Origin of the sequence: Kitasatospora sp. NPDC048239, from assembly GCF_043202015.1 — a bacterium.
Taxonomy (GTDB): domain Bacteria; phylum Actinomycetota; class Actinomycetes; order Streptomycetales; family Streptomycetaceae; genus Kitasatospora.
This window is the reverse complement of the sequence record NZ_JBICZP010000005.1, coordinates 37521-64004: the sequence shown is the minus strand read 5'-3', so window position 1 is coordinate 64004 and position 26484 is coordinate 37521. Positions and strand designations below refer to the sequence as shown.

Here is a 26484-nt window from a genome sequence, read left to right as displayed (position 1 = left end):
GTTGGGGCGGGGGGGGTGTGATGGGGGGCCCGCCGCCCCGGGGGGCGGGGGGGGCGGGGGGCCCCCCCGCGCCCCCCCCCGCCTCGACGAGGTCAGCGGACCAGTTGGGCGGCCCGGGGGCCGGTCCGCTCGAGCCACCAGTGGGCGACCAGCAGGTTGACCATCCACCCGGTCCAGTTGGCCACCTCGATGAGCGTCATGACGTCGATCCCCAGGCCCGGGAAGGCCTGCATCAGCTCGCTCATCACCCGGCCCCAGCTGGTGCCGAGGGCCATCGCGAAGCTGTAGAGCATCCAGCGGCGGTGGTCGACGTACCTCCGCTGGAGGGCGGCCCGGAACCCGAGCAGGGTGGTGACCAGCCAGAGCAGCCCCATCATGGCAAGGCCCATCTGGCCGAACGGAGCGGTGGAGTAGGGCAGGAGCACCAGGGCCAGCAACCCACCGGGAAGCACTCCGGCGTAGACGTACACCCGGCCGCTCATCCGGTGCACCGCCGGGTAGTGCCGGCGGATCCACGGCACGACCTGGAGGAAGACCGTCACCAGCGAGATGTTGCCGAACACGACGTGCGCCACCAGGACGGCGTAGTGCGCGGGGAAGCCCGGGTCGAGCGGGATGCGGGCCTGGTGCGAGTCTCCTGTCAGGTAGCGTGGGAAGGCGTAGATCAGATTGAAGACCACGAGGACGGCCAGTGCTGTCACCCATGGGCTCTGCCACCAGCTCGGTGCGCTCGACGTCTTCCCCGCGTCCGGTGTTGCGCGCCTCGGCCCGGTGGTCACGCCACCGGACCGGTCCGTTTTCTCTGTCACCCGCTGATCCTCGACTTTCGTTTTCCAGTAGGGTCAGTGGTGGTATTCACCGGCGTTGACGTCCAGGCAGTGCCCGGTGACCGCGCGGGCCAGCGGGGACACCAGGAAGAGCACCGTGTCGGCCACCTCGTCCGGTTCGGGCAGCCGGCCGAGGTCGAGGCCGGCCGCGATCTCGTCGTAGATGTCCTGGACGGTCACTCCGCGCTGGGCGGCCCAGTGGCCGAAGCCCTCGCGAAGTGCGTCCGCCCAGATGTAGTTCGGGGCGATGGTGTTCACCCGGATGCCCTTCGGGCCGAGCTCGCTGGCCAGGCTCTGGGCCAGCGACAGCAGGGCGGTCTTGCTCATCTTGTAGGCGCCGAACGGCGGCCTGGAGTGCCGCAGCACCCCCGAGTTGACCATGACGACGGAGCCGTGGCTCTCCGCCAGCGCGGGGGTGAACAGCCGGGTGAGCCGCAGTGCGGCGAACACGTCCGTCTCCAACCCCGCCCGCACGGCCGCGAAGTCGACCTCGCCGAGCTCGACCATCGGGGGCACCGCGAAGGCGTTGTTGATCAGCGCGTCCACCCGGCCGAAGGTGTCCGTCGCGGCCTTCACCAGGGCGGCGGCCGACGAGTCGTCGGTGATGTCGGTCGGCACCACCAGCGCCCGCCGCCCGGTCTGCTCCACCTCCGCGGCGATCTCCGCGAGCCGGGACTCGGTCCGGGCGGCGAGCACCACGTCCGCCCCCGACTGCGCGGAGCGCAGGGCGATCGCCCTGCCGAGGCCGGGACCGGCCCCCGAGACCACGACGACCTTGTTCTCAAGCATCCTGAGCCTCCATCGAATCGTATGGACCGTGCGGAAGTTCGATCGACAGTGCGTGGCGGAACACGTTCCGCGGGTCGTACGTCTGCTTGACCTGCTGCAGGCGCGGGTAGTTGGCGCCGTAGTAGAGCGTCGACCAGGGCACGCCCGAGGTGTTCCGGGCCGGGTCGGCCAGGTCGGAGTCGGGGTAGCCGATGTAGGTGCCGTCGCCGTCGCCGCCGGGGGCGGGCACCCCGCCGCTCTCGGCGTACACGTCACGGTAGAAGGCCCGGACCCAGGCGATGCTCGCCTCGTCCTGGTCCGCGGACTGCCAGAGGCCGGCGCAGTAGAGGGCCTTCAGGATCGAGTCCCGCTGGACCGTCGCGGTGGCGTCGGGGGCGACGGTGTTGACCCTCCCGCCGAAGCCGGCGAGCACGAGGCAGGACATCGGGTTGGTGTGCTCCGGGTCGCTCAGGTAGCTCCAGATCACGCCGAGCTGGTGATCGGTGAAACCCCTGCGCAGATAGCCCGCCTTGTCCTTGTAGCGCCCCTTCGGATCGTTCGGGAAGCTGTACGAGGGCAGCCAGGAGCTGTACCAGGGGACGACCTCGGCGCTGTGCACCGCGGGCTCCACCCCGACCCCGGCGGTGACGCTGTCGTAGTGCTCGGCGAACACCTTCTCGGCGTCCGGCCCTTCGTGGTCGATGACCACGGTCATCCCGAACAGCTCGGAGCTGCGGTGGGTGACGATCAGATTGCTCCACAGGCCGGCCGCCGGCGAGTCGGCGTCGTCGTTGTTCTCGTACCAGGTGCCGTAGTTGCGCAGCAGCGTGCCGAGGGACTGCTCGGTCATCGCGGCCCAGGGCCACATGACCGTCCGCTTCCACACCCGGGCCGGCGCCTTGGGCAGCAGTTCGGCGGGGTCGTCGGAGTCCGCCCCCGGGGTGCGCAGCCAGTACCTGGTCACCACACCGAAGTTGCCGCCGCCGCCACCGGTGTGGGCCCACCAGAGCTCGCGGTTCGGGTCGTCGGCGTCGGACGTCGCCACGACCGCCCGGGCCCGGCCGGACTCGTCGACCACCACGACCTCGACGGCGTACAGGTGGTCGACGACCAGGCCGTCGCGGCGGGAGAGGGGGCCGTAGCCGCCGCCCGCGATGTGGCCGCCGGCGCCGACCTCCAGGCAGGTGCCGCCGGGGACCGTCACGCCCCAGCGCTTGAACAGGGCGCCGTAGACCTCGCCCAGCCGGGCGCCGGAGCCGACCGCGATCGCACGGCGCCCGGGGTCGTGGGAGATGCCGTCGAGCTGGGACACGTCCAGCAGCACCTCGATGTCGGGTGCGGCGGTGAAGTCCTCGAAGCAGTGCCCGCCGCTGCGCACCGCGATCCGCAGGCCGGCCGCCACCGCCTGGTCGACGGCGGCCACCACCTCCTCGGTGGAGGTCACCAGGCGGACCTGGCCGGGTTGTCCGACGAAGCGGTGGTTGTAGCCCTGGACGAGGTTCTCGTACCTGCGGTCCCCGGGCCTGATCACCACCGGCCCGGTCGAATCAACGGTCGTGTCAGCCATGCTCGTTCGTCCCTCCTGGGGCCTCTGCCGCACCAGACCTTCGCATGGCGCGGCCGAGCGCCACATCTCGTGGATTGCGGTGTGGTGGGGCCCGCGTGACGGGTGGGCGCGGTGCCGCCGACGCCAAAGCAGGAGGCGGCGGGCGGCTCCAGAGCCGCCCGCCGCCCGGTCCGGCCCCGCCCGCCGGACGTCCCTGATGCGGCCGCCCCGGGGGCCGCGGTCACGCTAGGGCCTGTCTTCAAACCCCCGCCTGCGGGGCGACGCAGGGGGCTTGAAGACCGGCCCTACGCCAGGCCGGCCCGCGCCGCGGCGAACAGCTCGGGTGCCACGTCCTGGGCCATGGCCGCCGCCGACTGCCAGCCGACCTCGTGCGCGTTGCCGACGCCGCCGCAGAGCAGCACGAACCGGCGGAACCCGGCCGTCACCAGCGCGTCCAGCTTCGCCTTGACGGTCTCGACCGAGCCGACCAGGGCGAACGGGTTCTTGAGGTAGGATTCGGCCGAGGCCTCGAACACCCCCTGCACACCGGTGCTGCCGTCCTTCGCCAGCTCCTCCAGCGGGCTGTCACCGGGGACGGCCCCGGCCATCCGCGCCAGATATCCCGAAGCCGCTTCGATATGCGAGACAAAGCCCTTCCGTACGATCTCGGCGGCCTCCCGATCGGTGTCGGCGACCACGGTGAAACAGCTCGCGGCGACATTCGCCATGGACAGTTCGTGCCCGTTCTCCGCGCCGATCTCCTCGTAGCGCCGCAGGCGCCCGACCATCTCCTCGACGCTGATCTTGGACATGCCCCCGGCCGCCGGGTCGAGGTTCAGTCCGGTGAACACGTCCCAGCCGCGGCGCGCCGCGGCGGCGAGGGAGCCGTCCGTCTCGGCCGCCACCCACACCGGCACGCGCTCCTGGACCGGCCGGGGCCAGACGGTGACCTTCGCGGTCTCGACGTCCTGGAGGAACCCCGCCGAGGTGGGGGTGAGATCGGCCTTCGCCACCGGGTGGTCGATCCGGTTGAGGGCGCCGTCGATGAGGTCCACCGCGTGCTCGAACGCCGCGCGGTCGCCGCGCCGCCCCACGCCGACCTCCAGCCGGCCGCCGGACAGCACGTCGACCATGGCGAACTGCTCGGCGAGGTGCAGGGGGTGGTGCAGCAGGGCGAGGTTCACCCCGGAGACGATCCGCGCCCTGGTCGTCCTCGCGGCGAGCGCGGCCAGCATGATGTTCGGGTGCGGGGAGAGTGAGGACGGGCCGAAGTGCTCCGGGACGCTGAGGCCGGCGTAGCCGAGGCGCTCGGCCTCGACGCAGTGGTCGAGGTAGCTCTCGTAGATTCGGGCCCCCAGCTTGGGGTCCCACTCCTCCGGCAGGCGCGATCCCGGCGGCGCGTAGGTGAGGTTGTCCCAGTAGACGAACTTGACGACGTCCGGGTCCTCGGCGAGTGTTCCCATTCGGTGGATCCCCTCTGATCGCAAAAGGCTCGCAGCGGATTTTTCTCAAATCTATCCAGGCCCTGACGGCCCGTCATCTTCCATATTGCCCAGGAGTTTTCGGAGCACCAGGGGCCCGGGGCACCACAATCCCGGAGCGCCACAAGCCCGGAGTGCCCCGCCCTGCCGCCCCGGATATCCGGGGCGGCAGGGCGGGGGCCCTGCTCCCGGTCGGGGGCCGCCCGGTTCAGTCCGTGCCGGACTCGCCGAGCGAACGGGCCAGTTCGGCGGCGTCCGCACGCACCTGGTCGCCGATCCGGGGCCGCTGGCCGGTGTCGGAGTACTCCCGGGGGGCGCTGCCGCTGATGCGGCGCAGGACGGTGATGCTGTTCTGCCGCAGCTTCCGGCTCTCCAGCAGGTTCAGCAGCTCGAACTCGCCGGGCCGCAGCCGCTGGGTCTCGGCGATGTACTGCAGGATCGCCTCGCCCTCCGGGTAGGTCATCAGGTAGTGCATGACCACGATCCCGCCGTCGGGGGCGATCAGGTCCCAGAAGTTCTCGAAGAAGTAGAGGCAGTCCCAGGCGTCGACCCAGGCGAAGTCGATCGGCCGGAACTCCTCCGGGAGGCGGCCGACGGCCCCGCGCATGTCGGAGTTGACGACGGAGACCCGTTCGGTGAGGCCGAGCTCGGCCAGTACCCGGCCGACCTCGGCCGCCGAGGATCCGGTGTCGGAGAGGTCGTCGATCGCCACCAGCCGGGGCCGGTAGGGCTCGCGGTAGCCGGCCGGCAGCAGCAGTGCGGGCTCGGTCTCGATCCACTCCTCGTCGAGCTCCCGGCCGTCCGCGAGGTACGGCAGGGTCTTGCGGGTCAGGGCGGCGGCCTCGGACTCGGCCAGCGCCTCGGCCTCGGCCAGCGCCTTCGCCAGGAACGGCGTGGTGTAGCCCATCCCGACCTCCAGCACCCGGCTGGGCCGGGCCAGGTGGATCAGGTGGGAGAGCAGCGGCGCCACCACCTCGGTTCCCATGCCCGGCACCCGCAGCCGCTCCACCGCCGCCCGGAACCGCTCGTCGGAGACCGCGTCACGCGCCATCGGCCGCCCCCCTGCCCTTCTGGTGCTCGATGGCCTGGTAGAGCGCCTTGATGTTGCCGCTGCCGAACGACCGGGCACCCCGGCGCTCGATGATCTCCAGGAACAGGGTGCTGCGGGCGTGCACGGACCGGGCGAAGATCTGGAACAGCTGCCCGTCGTGGTCCTGGTCGATCAGGATGTTCAGCCGCTCCAGCTCCGGCTCCGAGTGCCGCAGCGGGGTGAGCCGGTTGGAGAGCAGCCGGTAGTACGCCTCCGGGGTGGTCAGGAACTCGATGCCCCGGGCGGCGACCTCGGCCACCGAGGTGACGATGTCGGGCGTGGTGAAGGCGATGTGCTGCACCCCGGGCCCGCCGTGGTCCTTGAGGAACTCGTCCAGGTGGCCGCTGACCTCGGCCTGGTCCGGCTCGATCAGCGTGAAGATGACCGCGCCGTTCTGCACCACCTTGGTGATCATCGCCTGGCCGTTGGCCTCGATCCGCTCGGTGAAGACCAGCTCGAAGTCGAGGGCCTCCCGGTAGAAGGCGACCGTCGCGTCGATCTGCCCGGGCTCGACGCAGATCGCGAAGTGGTCGACCTGCTGGAGGCCGCAGTCCCTCCCGGCCGGATCGGTCTGGACCGGCTCCAGGCCGGGCAGTTGCCGCTCGTCCGCCCGGGCCGTCCGCTGGACGAAGGTGTGGGCGATGTCGCCGACGCCCATGACGGTCGCGGTGACCAGCTCGCCGTGTTCGGCCGGCTGCGCGACCGGTCGGGCGCCGCGCCCGACCGCCGCGGCGAAGGCGGCCCGGGCGTCCGGGACCCGCAGTGCGATGTCGGCCACGCCGTCGCCGTGCTTCTCGACGTACGCCGCCCCCGGGTGGTCGCCGACCAGCGGCTGGCTGAGCAGCACCCGGATGCCGTTGCGGCCCAGTGCCACCGATCGCAGGTCCGGCGCCTGCGGCGGCGATCCGGCGTACACCTCCAGGCCGTAGCCGTCGACCAGCCACGCGGTGGTGACCGCCAGATCGGCGACGTAGCAGGCGATGTGGTCGACGAGCATGCCTTCGAAGGTCTCCTGGCCCATGCCGATTCTCCTCTCTTGACGTACCGTCAGTTGTCCGGTTGCCTCGGCCGGCGCCCGGCGCGGCCGCCCGGCCGCAGGTCGGTCCAGTGCTCGTTCACGTAGCCGAGGGACGCGGCGCGGTCGGCCGGGCCGTGGACGGCCGTCCAGCCCGCCGGCGCCTCGGCGCCGGCCGGCCAGAGCGAGTGCTGTCCGTCCGCGTTGACCAGGACCGCGAACTGCGCGTCCGCGTCGTCGAAGGGGTTGGTCATCCCTGCTCTCCCTCCAGCCGGCCCAGCAGGCCGTCGAGGCCGGCCACCGTCGGGGCGTCGAAGAAGTGGGTGATCGTCAGGTCGACGTCCAGCTGTGCCCGGATCCGGCTGACCAGCCGCATCGCCGCCAGGGACTGTCCGCCCGCCTCGAAGAAGCTGTCGTCGATGCCGATCTCGGGCGCCTCCAGCACCTCGGCGAAGAGCGCCTGGAGCTCCCGCTGCCGCTCGGTCAACGGCGCCCGGCGGGCGGTGCCCGAGCCCGCCACCGGTTCGGGCAGCGCCCGCCGGTCCAGCTTGCCGTTGGGGGTCAGCGGCAGCGCCGGGACGGCCACGAAGGCCGTCGGCACCATGTAGGCGGGCAGCAGCTCCACGGCGTGCGCCCGCAGTGCGCCGGCCTCGACCTCCCCGGCCTCCGGGACGTAGTACGCCACCAGGCGCCGCTCCCCGGCCTCCGACTCCCGTGCCACCACGGCGACATGGGCGAGGCCCGGGTACTGCGCCAGCGCCGCCTCGACCTCGGCGGGCTCCACCCGGAAGCCCATCACCTTGAGCTGGTCGTTGGCCCTGCCGAGGTACTCCAGTCCGCCGTCCGGGGCCGTGCGGACCAGGTCCCCGGTGCGGTACATCCGCTCGCCCGGCGCACCGAACGGGTCCGCCACGAAGCGCTCGGCGGTGAGGTCCGGCCGGCCGAAGTACCCCCGGGCCAGGCCGCGTCCGGCGATGTGGAGCTCGCCCACCGACCCGGGCCGCACCGGCCGCAGCTCCGCGTCCAGGACGTGCAGCCGGACACCGTCCATCGGGCGGCCCACCGCCACCGGCCCCGCCGCCCGGTAGGGGGCGGACATCGGCGCACTGGTACTGAACAGCGTCGCCTCGGTCGCGCCGTACATCGCCCGCACCACCAGGCCGGGGTTGTGCTCCAGCACCCGCTCGACGGCCGCGGGCGCGATCACGTCGCCGCCGGTGAGCACCTCGCGCACCCCGGCGAGGGCGCCCGGGTCCTCCTCCGCCAGCACCCGGAAGAGCCCGGCGGTGAGGTGGATGCCGGTGATCCGCTCCTCGGCGATGAGCCGGCGCAGGGCGTGCACGTCGAGGTCCCCGGGCGGGCCCACCACGATCCTGCCGCCGTGCAGCAGCGGCACCCAGAGTTCGTAGGTGGAGACGTTGAAGGCGTAGGGCGCCACCATCAGCACCCGCTGGTGCCGGCCGTCCGCCCAGATCGAGTCCAGCGCCAGGCCCAGCACGTCGCGGTGGGTGATCGCGACGCCCTTCGGCACTCCGGTCGACCCGGAGGTGTGGATCACGTAGGCGAGCCGGGCGCCGTCGGGGTCGGCGTCCAGGGCGTGCGACGGGTAGTCGGACAGCCCCTTCTCGCCCTCGACCACGACCACCTCGGCGCCCTCGGGCAGCCCGCGTCCGCGCATCACCTCGTCGGCCAGCAGGACCGGCGCCGCGCAGTGCTCCACAATCCACTGCTTGCGCTGCAGCGGGTACGTGCTGTGCAGCGGGAGGTAGCAGCCGCCCGCCTTGAGCACCGCCAGGATCGCCACCACGAGGTCGACGGAGCGTTCCATCAGCACCGCGACCGGCGACTCGGCGCCAACGCCGAGTTCGACCAGCCGGTGTGCCAACCGGTTCGACCGCTCGTCCAGTTCGCGGTAGCTCAGCCTGACCTCGCCCGACGACACGGCAATGGCATCCGGTGTCCCGGCCGCCACTTGCGCGAAATACCCGTGAATAGAAGGGGAAACCACCATGTCCTCCGATCCGCCCGATCGCGACGGCCTGTCATCCTGGAATTCCAGACTGCTGCCGGCGCGCCTTACCTGTCATCTCCGGGATTGCCGTCAGGGGCCTTTCGTCAACTGTCGAGCAGCCGGTGCACGGAATCGCTCAGATCCGCGAAGGAGGACAGATCGGGTACCGTCCAACCGTTCACGTCGTATTCGGCCAGGCATTCGTCGACCAGGGCCTTGTAGGAGTCCACCTGGCCGTTGGCGAGTTGGGCGAAGAGCAGCTCGACCCGGGTGTTCTCGTGGTTTCCGGCGTAGTTCCGCTCGTAGAGTTCGTGGCGTCCGCCGAACTCGCTGCCGACGGCGTCCCAGAGCAGCTTCATCAGCTTGACCCGCTCGACCGCGTCGACGCCGCCGGAGCCGCGGATGAACCGGTCCAGATAGGGCCGGATCTCCGGGTTGGCGAAGTCCTTGGCGCTGGAGTTCACATAGATCAGGCCGCTCGCCACGTCCTGCAGCACGATCTCCCGGATCCGCGGGTAGCCGACCTGCATGAACCAGCGGTAGGCCAGCCCGTACTGGGAGTTGGGCAGGACGGCGCCGTTGCGCCAGGCGATCGGGTTGCGGGCGGCGGCGTCCGACAGCCCCCAGAACAGGTTGCGCCAGGCCAGCACCTCGCCGAGCCGGCTCTGCACGCCGCGGAAGTCGCCGCTGCCGGTGATGTCCAGGGCCTTGGCCAGCAGGCCGGCGATGAAGTCGAGCTTCACCCCCAGCCGGGTGCAGCCGTGGAAGGTGAACCGCTCCATGAAGCCCGACTGGCCGGTGAACATCCTGATCTTCTCGGGCTGGCCGTAGATGAAGACGTTCTCCCAGGGGATCAGCACCTTGTCGAGCACCAGGATCGTGTCGTTCTCGTCCAGCCGGGACGACAGCGGGTAGTCGAAGGGACTCCCCATCGCCGCCGCCGACGCGCTGTAGGACGGACGGCAGATCAGCTTCATCCCCGGCGCGTTCATCGGCACCGTGGCCACCAGCGCGAAGGTGCGGTCCTTGATCGGCAGGCCGTGGTGCGCGATGAAGTTGTAGTGCGTCAGGGCGGAGCCGGTGGCGACCGCCTTCGCACCGGACACCACCAGACCGGCGTCGGTCTCCTTCTCGGCGTGGATGAAGACGTCGGCCACCTTGTCCGGCGGCAGGCTGCGGTCGACCGGCGGGTGCACGATCGCGTGGTTCCAGTAGAGGACCTTCTCCTGCGACTCCGCGTACCAGCGCCGGGCGTTGTCCGCGAACGGCTCGTAGAAGTCCGCGTTGGCACCGAGCGTGCCGAGGAAGGAGGCCTTGTAGTCGGGGCTGCGGCCCATCCAGCCGTAACTCATCCGCGCCCACGCGGCGATCGCCTGCTGGTCGCCGACCAGGTCCTCGGCACTGCGCGGGGTGGTGAAGAACCGGTGGGTGAAGCCCTCGCCGCCGCTGTCGACCGGCGCGGTCAGGACCGCCTGGTGCCGGGGGTCGTGCAGGGCGTCGTACAGCCGCGCGGTCATCCGGACCGGATTGTGGAAGGCCGGATGCGCGGTGACGTCCTTGATTCGATCACCGTAGAGATAGATCTCCCGATCGTCGCGGAGGCTCTCGATGTATTCCGCCCCGTTAAGCGGGCGAGTCCCGCTCCCTTTACCCTCGGCGGCTTCCCGGGCTTCGGCCATCAGACGTTTCTCCTTGCTGCCAATTCACCGGACGGTCCCGAGCCTGGCAGCCCCGGGCAGCGTCTGCTTCTCCCAGATTGCGCGCTTCCCGCACGCCCGACCGGCCGGGTCAGCAAGGTCGGAGATGCCCGACCCGGGTCGGGGACGGATCATGAGCATCTGGATTACCCGGCCAGCCGCAGGAGGACGCCAGAATGAGCAGCCGAATCAACATCGACGTGGTGGTGCCGCATTACCCGTTCATGCCGTTCTTTCTCGACCAGACCAGGGAGTTGGCCGAGAAGTTCATGGCCGGACACCCCGAGTACGTGATCCGGGTCAGCGGCGAGGACTGGCTCTCCGTCCCTCAGGTGGTCCACGACGCGGTCCGCCGGGGCTCCGTGCCGACCATCGCGCAGTACTTCTACACCTCGGCCCAGGAGGCCCGCGACGCCCGGAAGCCCGACGGGTCGCCGCTGTTCACCTCGGTCGAGCGGGCGATCGCGGGGCGTACCGAGATCCTCGGCGAGCCGGTCGTCCTCGGCGACGTCGCGCCGGCGGCCCGCCAGTACTACACCTACGACGGCGAGGTGGCGGCCATGCCGCCGCTCACCTCGACCACCCTGCTCTATGCCAACACCACCATGCTGGAGCGGGCCGGGATCACCGAGGTCCCGCAGACCTGGGCCGGCATCGAGGCCGCCTGCCGAGCGGTGACCGCGCTGCCGGACGGGCCGGGCCACGCGATCACCTGGCCCAACCACGGCTGGCTGTTCCAGCAGTCGGTGGCCCAGCAGGGCGCGCTGCTGGCCGACCACGACAACGGCCGCTCCGGCCGGGCCGAGACGGTGCACCTCGACTCGGACGCGATGCTGGCCTACGTCGGGTGGTGGCGGCGGCTGCACCGGACCGGCCTGTACCGCTTCCACGCCAGCCGGGTGAACACGGAGGTCGACTGGGACGCCAACTTCCGTGCCTTCGCCGACCAGCAGGTCGCCTTCACCCTCACCACCTCGGTCGAGGCGGCGCGGATGGCCCAGGCCGGCCGGGACGGCGGCTTCGAGGTGCAGGCCTGCCGGATGCCGTACAACGAGCAGGTGCCCTACGCGGGCAACGTGATCGGCGGGGACGCGCTCTGGCTGGCGGCCGGCCTCAGCCCGGAGGCGCAGGACGGCGCCCTGGCCTTCATGCAGTACCTCAACACGCCCCGGACGGCGGCCGACCGGCACCGGGCCACCGGGTTCATCCCGGTCACCGGCGGCACGATCGACCTGCTGGACCAGGAGGGCTGGTTCCACCGCAACCCGCACTTCCGCACCGCGCTGGACCAGTTGGCCGCCAACGACGGCTCGCCGGCCGCGCGGGGTGCGCTGCTGGGCGACTTCGCCGGGATCCAGGACGTCATCACCAGCGCCATGCACGATGTCCTGGTCACCGACGTGGACCCGCGCGCCCGCTTCGCCCAGGCGAACGCGCAGGCCCAGGAGTTGCTGGACCACTACAACGCCGCCGCCCGGGGGGAGCGCCCCCGGGGGCCGATCAGGGTCGGCTAGGGCCACCCGTCGGACACGGCCCAAGACCGCGGCCGGGTCCGACAGTTCGCGCCGGATCAGGGAGCGCCTTCGGGCGCCCGGCGGGAACTGTCGGACCCGGCCGCGGCCGGATTCAGGACTGCTCGGGGCGGAACTCCAGCGGCGCGTCCGGCGAGTCCACCAACTCCCCCAGGACCGCCCGGAACCGGTCCGCCTGCTCGGCCACCGAACGCTCGTCGTAGAGGTTGCTGTTGTACTGGACACCCGCGACCACATCGCCGGCCGGGTCGAGGTTGAGCGTCCAGAGCGCGCCGTTGGGCACGTCCGAGCCCACCGGCTGGGAGGTCAGCCGGCGCCGCACCTCGGTGTACTCGAGGTCCCCGATCAGCTCCCCGTCGAGGAGGAACGGGAACGGGAACACCTGGAAGACGCAGGCCGCCCGGTCGTCCTCCAGCGTCGGAAGCATCAACTCCGGTGCCTCTGCAATGATCTGACCGAACGGCAGGTCGTTGGAAAAGGCCAGCAGACTCGTCGCACGCACCCGGCCGACCACCTCGGCGAAACTGCGGCAGCCGGAGAGCTCGGTGCGCAGCGGCAGGAAGTTGAAGAACGGCCCGACCGTGTGGTGGAACCGGTCCTCGCCCCGCCCCGGCGAGAAGGTCGGCACCACCACGTCGGTGCTTCCGGTGGTCCGCTGGACGAGCACCGCGAACGCGCCGAGCAGCACCATGAAGGGCGTGCTGCGCAGGGCCTGGGAGATCTCCACGGCCCGCGAGGTCAGTTCGGCCCCGATGGTGAAGCGGTAGACGGCGGTGGACTCCGGCAGACCGGTCGACTTCGGCCGGTCGGTGGGCACCGAGAGGATCCGGGCGCCGGCGAGCTGCTCGCGCCAGAAGGTGCGCGAGCCCTCCAGCGCCGGGTCACCGGCGGACTCCCGCTGCCAGGAGGCGAATTCGCGGTACGGCAGGGCGGTCGGCAGCTCGACCGGCCGGTGCTCCCGGCGGGCCGCGTAGCAGGTGGCGAGGTCGCGGATGATCAGCCGTACCGACCAGCCGTCGGCCGCGGTGTGGTGCACGATCAGGACGAGGATCGCGTCGTCCTCGTCGAAGCGGAGCAACGTGGCTTTCAGCAGGGGGAGTTCGCGTGCGCTGACGGTGCCCGACTCGACCTCGGTGATCAGCGCCTCGACCTCGCGGTCACGCTCGGCCGGCGTCGATCCCGCGGCCGCCTCCCGCAGCTCCAGCCGCACCGGCGACGGCGGGTGGATCTCCTGGTACCGCTCTCCGTCACCCCGGACGATCATGGTCCGCAACGCCTCGTGGCGGACCACGACGTCGTCCAGCGCCTGCTGCAGAGTCCCGGTGTCGACCTTCCCGCGCAGGCGCCAGCCGTGCACGATGTGGAACCGCGGGCCGAACGGGCCCTGGTCGTCACCGCGGTCGAATCCGCACAGGAAGTCCTGGTTGAAGGAGAGCGGGCTCCTGTGCGCCGGATCGTCGGGCTGCTGCTTCCCATCGGCACTCATCGGGCATTCCTCTCGCTGGGACCGGCCGAATTGGCTTGGGAACCGTAGCAATCGGCCCTCCACCGTGGTTCTTCGAACGTGCTCGCAATCAAGGAGGTGCGCCGCGGCCGGGCGGCGGGCAACCCTTGCCGGTAAAGCCGTGACGGAATCGAGCAGAGGAGCTGCGCCGCAATGACGGTCACCACGAATGCCGTAGGGTCCGGCTCGCCGCTACCGCCCGAACCCGGTCTGACGCCGGCCGAGGTCATCGCCAGGGCCGAGGCCATCGCACCGACCCTGGTGGCGCGGCAGGCCGAGACCGAACAGCGCACCTACTACGCCCAGGACACCCACGAGGAATTCGCCCGGGCCGGCTTCTACCGGATTCTCGTCCCCCGGCGGTACGGCGGCTACGAATTCGGCATCGACACCTTCCTGCGGGTGTCGATGGCGCTGGCCCGCGGCTGCCCGTCGACCGGCTGGATGTTCTGCCTCGGCGCCACCCACGCGCTGCCGGCGGCCTCGCTGTTCAGCGAGGCCGCCCAGGCCGAACTGTTCGCCGGCGGGGACTTCATCTGCCCGGCCACCATCGTGCCGAGCGGGTCGGCCGAGCGGGTGGCGGAGGGCGGCTGGCTGCTGAACGGCACCTGGAACTACTGCTCGGGCTCGCCGTACGCGACGCACTTCATGGGCCACATCCCGGTGCCCGGCGCGGAGGGCGAGCCGCCGGCGCCGATGCTCTTCATCGCCCCGCGCAGCGAGTTCCACCGGCTCGACGACTGGGGCGGCCACCTCGGCCTCAAGGGCAGCGGCTCGCACAGCGTGGTGATCGACGACGGCCGCATCCCCGCGCACTTCGCCCTTCCGGGAACGCACATGAGCGAGGTCGACGTCGCCGCCGGCACGCCGGGCTCGCTGCTGCACGGCAATCCGGAGTACGGCGGCGGTCCGCTGAGCTTCATGGTGCTGGAGGTGGCCTCGCTGGCGGTGGGGATGGCCCAGGGCGCGCTGGACGCCTACGAGGAGCTGATGCTCTCCCGCACCACGCTCTTCCCGCCCATGGTCACCCGGGCCGAGGACCCGGACTACCAGTTCTGGTACGGCGAGGCGGCCGGCATGATCGCCACCGCGGAGGCGGCCGTGCTGCAGGCGGTCCGGCAGTGGCAGGAGCTGTGCGCGCAGGGCCCGGGCGCCTTCAGCCGGGAGCAGGACCTGCGGATCGCGACCATCTGCCGCGAGGTGATCCGGCTGTGCTGGCACGCCGTGGAGGGGCAGTTGTTCCCGACGGCCGGCTCCAGCGCCGTCCGGCACGGCGAGCGGATCGAGCGGATCTGGCGCGACCTGTCCACGCTGCACAGCCACGCCGGGATCGGGGTCTTCCTGTCCTCGGTGACCACCCGGGAGTTGGCCCGCGTCCGGTTCGGCGTCAAGTAGCCCGCCCCGGTCACGCAGCCCGCCCCCGGCCGAGTCCAACCTCGGCCGGCAGCCCGCCCCCGGCCGAGTAGGCCGCCCTCGGAAGGAGGACCAGCAGATGAACGGGACCGACCGGCCGGACACCGTGATCGCCCGGCCCGGCGAGCCGGAGTTCGCCGCCGCGACCGCGGTGTTCAACCTGGCCGCACCGGTGTACCCGGCGGCCGCGGTGACGGTCCGGACCGTCGAACAGGTCCGGACGGCGCTCCGCCGGGCACAGCGGCGGCAGCTCTGGGTGCGGGTGCACAGCACCGGGCACGCCGCCTCCTCGGCCCGCCCGATGGACGACTCGCTGCTGATCCGGACGGAGCCCGCCGCCCCCGTCCGGGTCGATCCGCGGACCCGCACGGCCCGGATCCCGGCGGGCACCCCGTGGGGGGCCGTGGTCGAGGCGGCCGCCGAGCACGGCCTGGCCGCCGCGCACGGCTCCTCGCCGACCGTCGGCGCGGTCGGCTATCTGCTGCGCGGCGGGATCAGCTTCTACGGCCGCCGCACGGGGCTCGCCGTCAACAGCGTCCGGGCGATCGAACTCGTCACGCCGGACCTCGAGTTGCGCCGGGTGGACGCGACGGCCGACCCCGAGCTGTTCTGGGCCCTGCGCGGTGGTGGCGGCGGCTTCGGCGTCGTCACCGCGGTCGAGATCGGGCTGTTCCCGGCCGACCGGGTGATCACCGGTGCGGCCTTCTGGCCCGCGGTGCACGGCCCCGAACTGCTCTCCCGCTGGCTGCGGTGGACCAGGGACGCCCCGTCGGCCGCCACCACCGCCCTGCGGGTGATGAACCTCCCGTCCGTGCCCGGGATCCCGCCCGAACTGACCGGCGGCCCGGTCCTCTGCCTGGCCGGGGTGGTACTCAGCCCCACCGCGGACGACCTGGCCGGCGCCGAAGCGCAGGCAGCGGAGCTGCTCGGCCCGCTCCGGGCGGTCGCCGATCCGGTGCTCGACACGTGGTGCACCACCGCGCCGTCCGCCGTGCTCCGGACCCACATGGACCCGGTCGACCCGGTACCGGTGGCCGGCGACCACCTGCTGCTCTCCGAACTCGGCGAGCAGGGTGCGGAGGTCTTCCTCCAGGTCCTCGGCGAGGGGTCGGGGTCGCCGCTGGTCAACGCCGAGCTGCGCCAGCTCGGCGGCGCCATCGCGGTACCCGATCCGGCCGGCGGCGCGCTGAGCCACCTGGACGCCGCCTTCGCCTTCACGGCCGGCGGCATCGCGGTGGATCCGGTCGCGACGGCCGCGATCCAGAGCCACTGCGCCAAGGTCCGCTCGGCGCTGGCACCGTGGGACACCGGCCGGACGGCGCCGACGCTGGTCGAACGACTCGACCAGCCGCAGCGGCACCTCTCACCCGAGGCGGTCGGGCGGCTGGACCGGATCCGCCGCCGGGTCGACCCGTTCGGGCGTCTGCGCCACGACGTCCCGCCGGGTGCCTCGACCCGCTACTGACCGAACGGCGAAAGCGCCCTCCGCACCGGTGGATCACCGGTGCGGAGGGCGCTTTCGGCGGTGCCGCGGACCGGACCAGGGCGACCGGACCAGGCCTACCGGACCTAGGCGAACTGGCCGGGCTGGCGGCCCGGGCCGGCCGGGCCGCGGTAGCACTGGGCGATGTCCAGCCAGCGGTCGGCCTCCTCGCCCACCGCGGTGAGCCCGAGGTCGTCGCGGTGGCGGCGCCGGGTGGCCAGCAGACAGAGGTCGGCGGCCGAACCGGAGATCCGCTGCTCGGAGTCGGCAGGACCGTAGGCCCACAGCGCACCCGACGGCGAGGTGATCTCGAAGCGGAACTGCACCTCGGGCACGGCCAGGCCGCGCGCGTGGTAGCCGAAGTCCCAGACCCGGGTGATGAACTCGACCAGCGCCTCCAGCCGGTCGGTGTGCTCGCGCTTCACCCCGAGGGTGTCGGCGATGTCCTGGCCGTGGCCGAACAGCTCCATCATCCCGGCGGCGGCCAGCACCGGTGCGGGGATCGACCGGACCAGCCAGGGCACCAGCTGACCCGCCGGCACCGCGGCCAGGGCCTGCTCGGCCCCGTCCCGCTCGGCCCGCCACTTGTCCCGCAGGCCGGACCGCGGGCCCTCCAGGTAGGGCAGCAGCACGGCCTGGATGGCCGCGTTGAAGTCGGAGCCCATCTGCCCGAGTTGGGCCTCGAACAGGGCGGGACGGCCGGCCGCGGTGGCGGCCATCCGGAAGGTGGCGGCCAGGTGGGCGACCTGGTGGGCGACCGTCCACCCCTCCGCCGGGGTGGGCAGCTCCCACTCGGCGTCGGTCAGATCGGCCACCAGGCGGTCGACCTCCGCGCCCTCGGCCACCAGGTCGGCGATGACATCCCTCGATACGGTCACGCGACGGTTCCTCTCGCTCGATGAGACTGGAACTTGCGCCGTACACCGGCCACTTCATGGACACCGTGTTGATGGGCACCGTGTTGACGGGCATCGTTCTCACGGGCACGTGCTCACGGGCACCGTGTTCATGGGCACCGTGGCGGCAGTTCCAGTATCGGTCGCGCAGGACTGCCACCCTTCTCCCTGCCTGCTGATCCGGCGGCGCCGGGCCGTCGCACTCCGCAGGCCGCCCGCCGGTGGGACGCCGGTCGGACGACGGGACCATGGCGACGGGTCTGCCCCCCCCCCGGCCGCAAGGTCCGGGAATCACCGCCGGCAAACCTTCCAGCCTGCCGAAAGAGGGAGGTCAGCGGGGCGCCAACCGGCCTGTTCTTCTTGCAGATTGCACTGTTGGCCGCACGGCGCGGGTTCGCATAACGATGTCATCTATTCGGTGATACGACGTGGAAGACTGTTCGGTATGAGCCCGCGAAGGTCAGACCCCAGCATTCGTGCGGGACTATTGGACGTCGCCGCCCGGCTGCTCTCCGAGCACGGACCTCGCGCCCTCTCCGCCCGGCGGGTCGCCGCCGAGGCCAGCAGTTCGACCATGGCCCTCTACACCCACTTCGGCGGCATGAGCGGACTGGTCCGGGCGATGGTCCGGGAGGGCTTCGTCCGGCTGGAGCAGCACCTCAACGCGGTCGGCGCGACCGACGACCCGGTCGCCGACATGGCGCTGCTGGGCCGGGCGTACCGCCGCAACGCGCTCGCCAACTCCCACCTCTACTCGGTGATGTTCGGCGGCTCCTCGCTGGCCGGCTTCTCGCTCAGCGAGGAGGACCGGCAGGCCGGCCGCTACACGCTGCTGCACGCCGTCGAGTGCGCCGTCCGGTGCGGTGCGGCCGGCCGGTTCTCCACCGTCCAGCCGGAGATGACGGCCAGCCAGATGTGGATCGCGGTGCACGGCCTGGTCACCCTGGAGCTCGGCGGCTACCTGATCGACCCGCTCGACGCGGACCGCTGCTTCGAGGCCCAGCTGGTCAGCCTGATGATCGGCGCCGGGGACGAGCCGGAGGCCGCCACCAGGTCGGTGGCGGCCTCCGGACAGCGCCTCGCAGACGTACGGTCGGCCGACTGACCGGCCGGCCCGGCCTCAGCCGGTCGGCTCCGGCCCCCTCCCGGCCGCGAGCAGGCCCGCCTGCCGATCGGTCAGCCGACCGCTGCGGTGCAGCCAGCGCACCGTGTCCGCCATCGTCTCGGCGACGCCCCGGGCGGGCAGCCCGGCGGTGCCGGCGGCGGCGTCCACCGGCGTGGCGTGCACGCAGGTGTACACCGCCCCGTACTCCGCCGGGAGGTGCCAGGGCCAGTACGGCTGGAGCAGCCCGACCAGCCGGCCGACCGGCAGCACCGCCCGGGCCGGGAGGAAGGCGGTCGGCAGCCGCCGCCCGGTGACCTCCCGCAGCGTCCGCACGTACTGCCGGGTGGGCAGGAACGCACTCGGACCGAAGTAGCGGTCCGAGCCGGTCCGCGGTGCGGTCATCAGCTCGGCGTGCAGTGCGGCCGTGTCCCGGACGTCGCCGACCGGGAACCCGCCGAGCGGCCAGACCGGCATCAGACCGCGCAGCACGTCGCGCAGCCGGGCCGTCTGGTCACCGAGCCGGGGATCGTGCGGCCCGAGCAGCGCCGGCGGATAGCTGATCAGCACGGGGGCACCGTCCTGCTGGTGCCGCCGGGCGATCCGCTCCGCCGCGGCCTTGCTCGCCAGGTACGGCTCGGCGGGCGCCCCGACCGGGCTCTCCTCGCGCAGCGGGGCGCCGCCGGTCGGGAACAGCGCCCCCACGCTGGACACGTGGACGATCCGCTCGGCGCCCGCCCGCAGGGCCTGCGCGAGCACCAGCTCGGTGCCGTGCTCGTTGGTGCGCCCGATCGCCTCCCGCTGCCGGCTGTCGAAGGAGTAGACCGACGCGGCGTGCAGGACGCCCTGCGCACCGCGGACCGCCTCGGCCACCCGGCGCCGGTCGGTGACCTCGCCGACCACCGTCTCGACCGCCGCCGGATCGATCCCGAGCGGCGCCAGCGCGCGGGCCACCGCGGACCGGTCCCGGACCAGCAGCCGCACCTGGTGGCCGCGCCGCAGCAGGTCGGCCACCGAATGCGCACCGACGAATCCGGTGCCGCCCGTCACAGCGACCAGCATCGCGTCAACTCCTCCATCTCCAGGAGCCGCTCCCCCAGGACCGGCCAGGCGGCGAGCGCCCGGCCGAGCGCGGCCTCCGGCGGCCTGGCGGCCTGGCCGCCAGCCGGCTTGGCGCTCCCCTCGGCCCGCCGGGCCCGCCGCCCGCCCTCGCGCCGGGCCGTCACCGGGGCTCCCAGCCGAGCCGGTGGAAGCCGCCCCCCAGGAAGAGCAGCGCCTCGCTCTCGGCGCTCCACTCCGCCTCCAGCACCTCGCCGAGGAAGATCGAGTGGTCGCCGCCGTCGTGCACCTCGACCAGCCGGCACTCCAGCCAGGCGAGCGAGCCTGCGAACAGCGGCGCGCCGGTGTGCTTGCCCGGCCACCAGTCGATCCCCTCGAACTGGGCCACGCCGCGCGGCCGCCGCCGGTCGGCGAAGTGGCGGGCGATCCGCTCCTGGCGGCCGCCCAGCACGTTGACCGCGAAGGACCGCGAGGAGACGATCGCCTCGTGCATCTCCGCCGTCCGGGCCACGCAGCACAGCACCATGGGCGGTTCGAGCGAGACCGAGCTGAAGGCGTTGGCGGTCATCCCGTGGGTGGTCGCGCCGCCCGTGGTCAGTACCGTGATCCCGGTCCCGAACCGGGCCATGGCATCCCGCAGCGCGCTGCGCCCGGCGCCGTCCTGTTCGCGGACCGGCCGCGGCTCCCACGGCGGCGGCCAGCCGCCGGACGGTTCGGCCACCGCGGCGCCGCGGACCGCGTCCTCGCTCACCGCGCCCTCCCCGCCATCGCCACCCCGGTCGCGTACGGCGCCAGCGCCTGCCGCAGCTCCTCCGGCACCCGGGCCGGGACGGTCGCGGTGTTCGGCCCCCGCATACAGGCGATCCGCTGGCGGCCGCGGGCGACCGGGTGCTCGCCGGTGTCCGTCAGGTGCACGTACTCGAAGCTGAACTGGATCTGCGTCTGGGTCAGTTCGTCCAGCCGCATCCGGACGGACACCTCGTCGAAGGCGGTGATCTCGGCGAAGAACTCGCACTCCACCTTGAGCGTGAAGAGCTTGAGGTCGTCCTGGAGGTCGACCAGCACCCCCGGCGCCTTCTCCTTGAGGAACATCTCCCGGCAGCGCCCCTGCCAGCGCAGGTAGTTCACGTAGTAGACGTTGCCGACGAGGTTGGTCTCCTCGAAGCCCACCACGTGCCGGATCTCGTAGTAGTCGGCCATCAGCGCACACCTCCGTTCAGCGCGGTACCGATCAGGACGGCGAACATCACCGGCTCGGGCCGGTCGTTGACCGCGGTGACCCAGGTGGCGATCCTGGCGTCCCCCGCGCCGAGCTCCACCCAGCCGTCGGGGTGGACCCGCTCCAGGGTGACCGCCTCGCTCGTCGCCCCGGTCTTGCGCAGGCACTCCAGCGCCCCCCACATCCTGGTCCCGGCCGTCGAGGCGGACTCACCCGTCTCGGCGGCGAGCAGGTCCCGGACGGCGAGCAGGCCGGCCGGCAGCAGCCCGGCCCAGTCGTCGGCGCCGCGCTCCACCACGCTCTCCACATCGCAGCCGAGGCGTCCCTGCCCGACCACCGCGAAGGTCAGCCCCGCGGCGTGCGAGGCGGAGACCTCCGCTCCGGCCACCTCCGGCTTCCCGTCGGGCCGGTGGTGCAGCTCGACGGGCCTGCCGAGCGCCCGGCCGACCGCCAGTTCGGACTGGGCGCGCCGGTCGGCCCCGCCCTCCGGGTCCGGCTCCACCACGACCGCGCGGCTTCCGCCGAGCACCCGCTCCAGCGACCGCTCCAGGTAGGAGCCGAGCAGCGAGGGCACCCACGGTCCGGCGCCGTCCCGCCGGCGGACGGCGCGCAGGGCCAGGCCCTCCCAGCGCTCGACCAGCCGGCCGTCGGGGGCCCGCACGTCGAGGTCGTAGACGTAGCGGTCGCCGTCCTGCTCCCGCTCGCGGGCGTCGAGCAGCACGTAGTCACTGCTCTGCTCGGCCGGGTCGGCGAGCCACAGGCGCCCGATGCTCTCCGGCAGCAGGGTGGCGTCCGGGACGCAGCACTGCAGCGCGTGCATCATCGCGTCCCGGGTGCCGGGGTCGGCCAGGCGCTGCGGCTGCGGCAGGAAGCCCGCGAACCAGGCGGCCGGCGTACTGGTGGAGATCTCCGCCAGCGCGTGCCGGGCCGCGGCCCGCCGGTAGGCCATCAGGCGCTGGAACCGCTTGCCCTGGAACAGCACGCCGCCGTAGAGCTCGGTCACCGGGTCGACCGGGACGACCGGCAGCCGCTCCTCGACGGGCGGCCGTTCGTCGGTCGGCTCCGGGCGCGGGAAGCGCAGGACGGCCCGGAAGTGGTCGGCGGCGTAGCCGGTCTCCTCGCTGCGCAGCACCACCTCGACCGTCTCGCCGTCCCGGACGAGGGCCGCCAGCCGGATGGTGGTCGAGCCCCCGGGCCGCACCACGATCGGCCGGCGGAACTCGACGTCCTCCAGCAGGGGCGGCCCGTCGTGCCCGCCGACCGCGGCCGCGACCTGGGTCATGGCCTCCATGCCGAGCACCGCCGGGAAGAGCAGGTCGCCCTCCAGCAGGTGGTCGCCCAGGTACGGGTCGGCGCCTTCGGAGAGCTCGGCCTCGGTGACCAGCTCGACGCCCGGGTAGTGCACCGCGACGCGCTCCACGAAGCGGCCCAGCGGCAGTTCGGCGGCGGGCAGGTTGAGCGTGGGCGGTCCGCCCGTCCGGCCGCTGACCATCAGCACGGGCCCGGCCGAGGGGTCGGCGAGCACCCGGCGGAGGATCTCGACCCCGTTCTCGGTGGAGATCGGGGTGATGCCGGCCCGGGTCAACGCCTCGACGACGCCCAGCCGTTCGCCCATCCCGGCGCCGGACCAGACCGACCACTCCAGGGCCAGCGCCCGGCACTGCGGGTGCTCGTCCCGGAAGCGCACGGTCAGTTCGGTCATCCGGTCGTTGGCGGTGGCGTAGTGCGCCTCACCGCGCAGGCCCGCCCGTCCGATGATGCTGCCGAAGGTGATCAGCAGCTTGATCCGGTCCTGGTCCACGGCGGCCAGCACGTTCCGCAGGCCGGCCACCTTCGGGGCCAGGGTCTCGCGGAACCGCTCCGGCGTCAGACCGGTGAGCGCGGCCGGCTCGTTGCGGCCTGCGCCGTGCAGCACGGCGGTGACCGGTCCGAGTGCGTCCGCCATCCGGGCGACCGCGGCGGACAGCTGCTCGGCGGAGCCGACGTCCGCGCGCTCGTAGCGGTGGCGGACCCCGGCTGCCGCGAACCGCTCCAGGTTGGCCGCGAGTTCGGCGTCCTCGGCGGGGTCGGCGCGGCCGATCAGGGCGAGGGCGGCGCCGGAGTCGCCGGCCATGGCCAGTGCGCACTCGGCGGTGATGCCCTTTCCGCCGCCGGTCACCAGCAGCACGTCCGAGGCGTCCAGCGGGGTCGCGGACGGCTCCGCCGGGCGCAGCGGGCGCGCGGTGAGCACGGGGACGGTCCGGGTGCCGTCGGCCCGGTAGCGGACCTCGGTGTACCCGGGGTTCGCGGCCGCCTCCGCGACCACCCGGGCCACGGTCCGGTCGAGGTCCTCGGCCAGGTCCGGGTCCGCCAGGTCGACCACGGTGACCGGCGTGTCCGGGGACTCCAGGTGCAGGGTGCGGGCGAGGCCGGCGGCCCCGAGCGCGCCCTGCACCAGGACGAACCTGGTCCCCAGGGGTGCGGCGAGCACCTCGCGGGCGGCTGTCAGCAGGAGTTCGACCTGGTCGGCGCCGTCCTCGGCGGGCAGGCAGAGCAGCACACCGCCGCCGCCGACGGCCGCGGCGAGGGCGTCCCGCAGCGGCTCGGCCAGCCGGTGGCCGGGGGCGGCGTGCACGGTCCACTGCCCGGGCACCACACCACCGGCAGGCACCTCCCGGACCGGCGCGGTCTCGACGTAGTCGAGCGCGAACGGCCGTACCCAGGGCGCCACTCCCGGCAGTTCACCGGCCGGGCTGCCGCCCTCCTCCGCGTCCTCGGCCAACTGGCCGATGATCTCGGCCAGTTCGCCGAGCCGGACGGTGGCATAGTTGGGGGTCGCCGCGAGCAGCGGCAGATTCAGCGCCTTGGTCGCCGAGTTGACGATCTGCCCGACGGTGATGGAGCTGAGGTGCAGGTCGTCCAGCGGGTGGGTGTGCGCGGTGACGGCCTCCAGCGGGAGCTCCACCCGGTCGGCCACCAGGCGGCGCAGCAGTTCGAGCACCGACTCGCCGTCGCCGGTGGTCCCGGCGTCCTGGGCGGGGGCCTCCTCGTCCGCGGCCGGGCGGCCGAGGTCGCTGGCCGGCGCGGCCTCGCAGGGGCTGGCCAGGAAGACCGGCTCCCGGTCGAGGTCCAGCGGGCGGACCAGCCGGTCGGCGAAGAGCGCGGCCGTGCGCACCGGTGCGCCCGCGGCGTACGCGGCGCCGAGGACCCGCAGCAGCGCGGTCAGCGAGGCGCTGTCGGTGTCGGTCGGCAGCACCGGCCGCCCGGGGGCGATCTCGGCGAGCAGTCCGGTGAGCACCCGGCCCGGACCGACCTCGATGACCAGGTCCGCCTCGGCGGCGGCCTTCGCGGCGGCCTCGTGGAACCGCACCGGGAGGAGCACCTGGTCGCGCAGCAGGGCCCGCAGGTCGGCCGCCGGTTCGACGGGCTCCCCGGTGACGGTGGAGACCACGGTGCGCACCGGCGGCGCGAAGTCGAACTCCGCCAGCCGGTCGGTCATCGCCCCGGCGGCGGGCTCGACCAGGGGTGAGTGGAAGGCGTGCGAGACGTTGATCCGGGTGGCGGTGACACCGGCGGCCGCGGCCGCCCGGCAGACCCGGTCGACCGCGTCGGCGGCGCCGGAGATCACGGTCTGCTTGGGGCCGTTGTATCCCGCGATCACCGTGTCCTCGCCCGCGGCGAGCTCCCGGGCCCGGTCGGGGTCGGTGGCCAGGCCGGCCATCGCTCCGCCGCCCTTGCTCGCGGAGGCCATCACCCGGCCGCGGACGGCCGCGAGCCGGAGCACCCCTTCGGCGTCGAGCGCGCCGCCCCAGTGCAGGGCGGTCAGTTCGCCCAGGCTGTGGCCGACCGCGGTGCCCGCCTCGATGCCCAGCTCGGCCAGCACCCGCAGCGCGGCCAGCGAGCCGCTGACGATCCGGGGCTGGGCGACCTCGGTGGCCACCTGGTCGCCGCCTGCGGGCAGTCCGGCGCTGCGGTAGACCTCGTCGGCCGCGGCGAAGCGGCGCCGCATGGCGCCGACGGTGCCGCGCCCGGAGCCCTGGCCGGGGAAGAGGTAGGCGATCCTGGGGGCGGTCTCGGGCCGGGCCAGGTAGACGCCCTCGGCGCAGACCAGCCGCCCGTCGTAGTCCTCGTCGAGCAGGCCGGCGAGCGAGCGCAGGCCGCGCCCGGCCTCCTCGGGGGAGCCGGCGACCACGGCCGCGCGCAGCGGCCGGTCGGCCAGTTGTCCGGCCAGCTGCGCTGCCAGGTCGGCGAGTTCGGCGTAGGAGAGCTTGGCGGCCGTGGCGCTCAGGCGCTCGACGCGTTCGCGCAGCCCGGTGGCGTCCTCGGCGTCCAGCAGCAGCAGCTCGGCGTCCTGGCGTCCGGCGACGATCGCGCGGGTGCCGGGGTCGAGCTCGCCGCGGCGGGCGGCGCCCGGGGCCTGTTCGACGGCGACGTGGGTGTTGATGCCGCCGAAGCCCATCGCGGAGACGCCCGCCCGGACCGGCTGGTCGGCCGGCCACAGTCCGGCCTCGCTCGGCACGTAGAGCGCGGCCTCGTCGCCGAGCAGGCCGGGGTGCGGGTCGTGGTGGCCGGAAGCCGGCGGGATCACCTGGTGGTGCACCGCGAGGGCGGCCTTGATCAGACCGGCCACCCCGGCCGCCGCCTTGGTGTGCCCGAAGTTGCCCTTGACCGTGCTGAGCGCGGCCGGGCGGGCGGCGGGGTCGGCCGCGCGGCGGGCGGCGGAGAGGGCGGCGATCTCGGTGGCGTCGCCGAGGGCGGTGCCGGTGCCGTGCCCCTCGAAGTAGGAGACCGTCTGCACGCCGTACCCCGCGCGCTGGTAGGCGCGGGCGATCGCGAGCCGGTGGCCGTCGGCCTCGGGCCGGGTGATGCCGCCCTTGCCGTCGGAGGAGACGCCCCAGCCGGTGACGGTGGCGTAGATCCGGCGGCCCTGGGCGACGGCGTCGGCCTCGCGCATCAGCACCAGCATGCCGGCGCCCTCGCCGGGCCAGAAGCCGTTGGAGCCGCGGTCGTAGACCTTCATCTCGCCGGTGGCCAGCGCGCCGGTCTTGGCGAAGCCGATCACCTCGAAGGGGTCGATGGAGAGGTCGACGCCGCCCGCGACGGCCAGGTCGAGGTCGCCGCGGGCGAGTGCGCCGGCGGCCGTGGCGACCGAGAGCAGCGAGGAGGAGCAGGCGCCGTCGACGGTGTAGCCGCCACCGCCGAGGTCGAAGTAGTTGCAGATCCGCCCCGCGATGGTGTTGGCGAGACCGCCGGCCAGGGTGTCCTCGTCGATCTCCGGAAAGGGCGCCTTGTAGCGGCCTTCGAGTTCGCGCAGGAAACTCCCGGTCTCCTCCTCGTCCCAGCCCTTGGCCTGGAGCGCGGCGGCCACCGTGCGGCGGACGTACGGCCAGCGCAGCCGCATGAGGTTGGCGCGGGAGAATTCCCCGGTGAGGCTGTTTCCGATGACCACGCCGGTGGTCCGGTTGGGCAGCCCGGCGCCCTCGGCGAATCCCGCGTCGGCCAGTGCGCGGGCGGCGGTGTCCAGCGCGAGCCAGTGGGTCAGGTCGGTGGAGCGGTAGGTGCTGCCCGCCACCTTGTACGCGATGCGGTCGAACTCGTAGTCGCGCAGGACCGCCGCCTTGGCGGCGTAGAAGCGGTCGGGCGCGGCCGGGTCGGGGGACCAGTAGTCGGCCTTGTTCATCCGCTCGTCGGGGAGCTGCCGAAAGGCCCGGCGGCCGCCGAGGATGTCCTCCCAGAGTTCCTCGGGCCCGGCCGCTCCCGGGTAACGCAGCCCGATTCCGATGATTGCTATCCGGCTGTTGTCCATTTGTTTATCGCCTCCGAACTTCGCCAGTCGAATGACCTGGAGCGATCGGATCGAGC

Annotated in this window: 20 protein-coding genes; 4 read left to right on the top strand and 16 right to left on the bottom strand. The window is 73.0% G+C overall.

Features of this window, described 5'->3' with window-relative positions; genetic code table 11:
* Positions 1 to 92: 92 nt before the first annotated feature.
* The 9 genes from ACGFZP_RS15035 to ACGFZP_RS14995 form a co-directional block, all read right to left on the bottom strand.
* On the bottom strand, positions 93 to 701 hold the full coding sequence (locus ACGFZP_RS15035; protein ID WP_392932356.1) for a DUF2306 domain-containing protein: 609 nt from the start codon (positions 699 to 701) through the stop codon (positions 93 to 95).
* A 141-nt stretch (positions 702 to 842) separates the two neighbouring features.
* Complete coding sequence (locus ACGFZP_RS15030; RefSeq protein ID WP_392932355.1) at positions 843 to 1616, bottom strand: SDR family oxidoreductase; 774 nt, start codon at positions 1614 to 1616, stop codon at positions 843 to 845.
* On the bottom strand, positions 1609 to 3162 hold the full coding sequence (locus ACGFZP_RS15025; protein ID WP_392932353.1) for an FAD-binding oxidoreductase: 1554 nt from the start codon (positions 3160 to 3162) through the stop codon (positions 1609 to 1611). Before ACGFZP_RS15025 ends, ACGFZP_RS15030 begins: the two co-directional genes overlap by 8 nt.
* Before the next feature lie 284 nt (positions 3163 to 3446).
* A complete protein-coding gene (locus ACGFZP_RS15020; RefSeq protein ID WP_392932352.1) occupies positions 3447 to 4604 on the bottom strand; it encodes an LLM class flavin-dependent oxidoreductase in 1158 nt (385 codons plus the stop codon).
* A 226-nt stretch (positions 4605 to 4830) separates the two neighbouring features.
* Positions 4831 to 5673, bottom strand: a complete 843-nt coding sequence (locus ACGFZP_RS15015; protein WP_392932350.1) for a class I SAM-dependent methyltransferase — start codon at positions 5671 to 5673, stop codon at positions 4831 to 4833.
* A complete protein-coding gene (hppD, locus tag ACGFZP_RS15010; RefSeq protein ID WP_392932348.1) occupies positions 5663 to 6733 on the bottom strand; it encodes a 4-hydroxyphenylpyruvate dioxygenase in 1071 nt (356 codons plus the stop codon). Before hppD ends, ACGFZP_RS15015 begins: the two co-directional genes overlap by 11 nt.
* Positions 6734 to 6759: 26 nt before the next feature.
* Positions 6760 to 6981 carry an MbtH family protein gene (locus ACGFZP_RS15005; RefSeq protein ID WP_392932346.1) on the bottom strand — a complete coding sequence of 74 codons (222 nt, stop codon included), beginning with the start codon at positions 6979 to 6981 and terminating at the stop codon, positions 6760 to 6762.
* A complete protein-coding gene (locus ACGFZP_RS15000; protein ID WP_392932344.1) occupies positions 6978 to 8738 on the bottom strand; it encodes a non-ribosomal peptide synthetase in 1761 nt (586 codons plus the stop codon). Before ACGFZP_RS15000 ends, ACGFZP_RS15005 begins: the two co-directional genes overlap by 4 nt.
* Before the next feature lie 104 nt (positions 8739 to 8842).
* Positions 8843 to 10417, bottom strand: a complete 1575-nt coding sequence (locus tag ACGFZP_RS14995) for a 4-hydroxyphenylacetate 3-hydroxylase family protein (RefSeq protein WP_392932342.1) — start codon at positions 10415 to 10417, stop codon at positions 8843 to 8845.
* A 194-nt stretch (positions 10418 to 10611) separates the two neighbouring features.
* Between ACGFZP_RS14995 and ACGFZP_RS14990 the strand changes: the two genes are divergently transcribed.
* A complete protein-coding gene (locus tag ACGFZP_RS14990) occupies positions 10612 to 11949 on the top strand; it encodes an extracellular solute-binding protein (RefSeq protein ID WP_392932340.1) in 1338 nt (445 codons plus the stop codon).
* A 112-nt stretch (positions 11950 to 12061) separates the two neighbouring features.
* Here ACGFZP_RS14990 and ACGFZP_RS14985 read toward each other — a convergent pair whose 3' ends face one another.
* Positions 12062 to 13453 (bottom strand): condensation domain-containing protein, encoded by a 1392-nt coding sequence (locus ACGFZP_RS14985; RefSeq protein ID WP_392932338.1) that lies wholly within the window; start codon positions 13451 to 13453, stop codon positions 12062 to 12064.
* Positions 13454 to 13624: 171 nt separating this feature from the next.
* On the opposite strand from ACGFZP_RS14985, the gene ACGFZP_RS14980 reads away from it, so the two are divergent.
* A complete protein-coding gene (locus tag ACGFZP_RS14980) occupies positions 13625 to 14866 on the top strand; it encodes an acyl-CoA dehydrogenase family protein (RefSeq protein WP_392932336.1) in 1242 nt (413 codons plus the stop codon).
* 97 nt (positions 14867 to 14963) lie between these two features.
* Complete coding sequence (locus ACGFZP_RS14975; protein ID WP_392932334.1) at positions 14964 to 16349, top strand: FAD-binding oxidoreductase; 1386 nt, start codon at positions 14964 to 14966, stop codon at positions 16347 to 16349.
* A 104-nt stretch (positions 16350 to 16453) separates the two neighbouring features.
* Here the strand turns inward: ACGFZP_RS14975 and ACGFZP_RS14970 are convergent, their stop codons facing one another.
* Positions 16454 to 17245 (bottom strand): TIGR03084 family metal-binding protein, encoded by a 792-nt coding sequence (locus ACGFZP_RS14970; protein WP_392932332.1) that lies wholly within the window; start codon positions 17243 to 17245, stop codon positions 16454 to 16456.
* 505 nt (positions 17246 to 17750) lie between these two features.
* Between ACGFZP_RS14970 and ACGFZP_RS14965 the strand changes: the two genes are divergently transcribed.
* Positions 17751 to 18368, top strand: coding sequence for a TetR/AcrR family transcriptional regulator (locus ACGFZP_RS14965; RefSeq protein WP_392932330.1), 618 nt, complete (start codon positions 17751 to 17753; stop codon positions 18366 to 18368).
* A gap of 15 nt (positions 18369 to 18383) precedes the next feature.
* Here ACGFZP_RS14965 and ACGFZP_RS14960 read toward each other — a convergent pair whose 3' ends face one another.
* From ACGFZP_RS14960 to ACGFZP_RS14940, 5 genes are read right to left on the bottom strand one after another with little or no spacing between them, the layout of a single operon-like run.
* Positions 18384 to 19427: an NAD-dependent epimerase/dehydratase family protein gene (locus ACGFZP_RS14960; RefSeq protein ID WP_392932328.1), complete on the bottom strand. Its 1044-nt coding sequence runs from the start codon at positions 19425 to 19427 to the stop codon at positions 18384 to 18386.
* On the bottom strand, positions 19412 to 19591 hold the full coding sequence (locus ACGFZP_RS14955; protein WP_392932326.1) for a hypothetical protein: 180 nt from the start codon (positions 19589 to 19591) through the stop codon (positions 19412 to 19414). Before ACGFZP_RS14955 ends, ACGFZP_RS14960 begins: the two co-directional genes overlap by 16 nt.
* Positions 19588 to 20175, bottom strand: a complete 588-nt coding sequence (locus ACGFZP_RS14950; protein WP_392932325.1) for a flavin reductase family protein — start codon at positions 20173 to 20175, stop codon at positions 19588 to 19590. Before ACGFZP_RS14950 ends, ACGFZP_RS14955 begins: the two co-directional genes overlap by 4 nt.
* Positions 20172 to 20624 carry an acyl-CoA thioesterase gene (locus ACGFZP_RS14945; RefSeq protein WP_392932323.1) on the bottom strand — a complete coding sequence of 151 codons (453 nt, stop codon included), beginning with the start codon at positions 20622 to 20624 and terminating at the stop codon, positions 20172 to 20174. Before ACGFZP_RS14945 ends, ACGFZP_RS14950 begins: the two co-directional genes overlap by 4 nt.
* Complete coding sequence (locus ACGFZP_RS14940; RefSeq protein WP_392932321.1) at positions 20624 to 26428, bottom strand: SDR family NAD(P)-dependent oxidoreductase; 5805 nt, start codon at positions 26426 to 26428, stop codon at positions 20624 to 20626. The genes ACGFZP_RS14945 and ACGFZP_RS14940 overlap by 1 nt, the downstream gene beginning before the upstream one ends.
* Between the last annotated feature and the right edge of the window lie 56 nt (positions 26429 to 26484).

Excerpts from the sequence above, each read along its gene's own strand:
- ACGFZP_RS15030 (WP_392932355.1), bottom strand. The coding sequence starts at position 1,616 with ATGCTTGAGAACAAGGTCGTCGTGGTCTCGGGGGCCGGTCCCGGCCTC.
- ACGFZP_RS15025 (WP_392932353.1), bottom strand. The coding sequence starts at position 3,162 with ATGGCTGACACGACCGTTGATTCGACCGGGCCGGTGGTGATCAGGCCC.
- ACGFZP_RS15020 (WP_392932352.1), bottom strand. The coding sequence starts at position 4,604 with ATGGGAACACTCGCCGAGGACCCGGACGTCGTCAAGTTCGTCTACTGG.
- ACGFZP_RS15015 (WP_392932350.1), bottom strand. The coding sequence starts at position 5,673 with ATGGCGCGTGACGCGGTCTCCGACGAGCGGTTCCGGGCGGCGGTGGAG.
- hppD (WP_392932348.1), bottom strand. The coding sequence starts at position 6,733 with ATGGGCCAGGAGACCTTCGAAGGCATGCTCGTCGACCACATCGCCTGC.
- ACGFZP_RS15005 (WP_392932346.1), bottom strand. The coding sequence starts at position 6,981 with ATGACCAACCCCTTCGACGACGCGGACGCGCAGTTCGCGGTCCTGGTC.
- ACGFZP_RS15000 (WP_392932344.1), bottom strand. The coding sequence starts at position 8,738 with ATGGTGGTTTCCCCTTCTATTCACGGGTATTTCGCGCAAGTGGCGGCC.
- ACGFZP_RS14995 (WP_392932342.1), bottom strand. The coding sequence starts at position 10,417 with ATGGCCGAAGCCCGGGAAGCCGCCGAGGGTAAAGGGAGCGGGACTCGC.
- ACGFZP_RS14990 (WP_392932340.1), top strand. The coding sequence starts at position 10,612 with ATGAGCAGCCGAATCAACATCGACGTGGTGGTGCCGCATTACCCGTTC.
- ACGFZP_RS14985 (WP_392932338.1), bottom strand. The coding sequence starts at position 13,453 with ATGAGTGCCGATGGGAAGCAGCAGCCCGACGATCCGGCGCACAGGAGC.
- ACGFZP_RS14980 (WP_392932336.1), top strand. The coding sequence starts at position 13,625 with ATGACGGTCACCACGAATGCCGTAGGGTCCGGCTCGCCGCTACCGCCC.
- ACGFZP_RS14975 (WP_392932334.1), top strand. The coding sequence starts at position 14,964 with ATGAACGGGACCGACCGGCCGGACACCGTGATCGCCCGGCCCGGCGAG.
- ACGFZP_RS14960 (WP_392932328.1), bottom strand. The coding sequence starts at position 19,427 with ATGCTGGTCGCTGTGACGGGCGGCACCGGATTCGTCGGTGCGCATTCG.
- ACGFZP_RS14945 (WP_392932323.1), bottom strand. The coding sequence starts at position 20,624 with ATGGCCGACTACTACGAGATCCGGCACGTGGTGGGCTTCGAGGAGACC.
- ACGFZP_RS14940 (WP_392932321.1), bottom strand. The coding sequence starts at position 26,428 with ATGGACAACAGCCGGATAGCAATCATCGGAATCGGGCTGCGTTACCCG.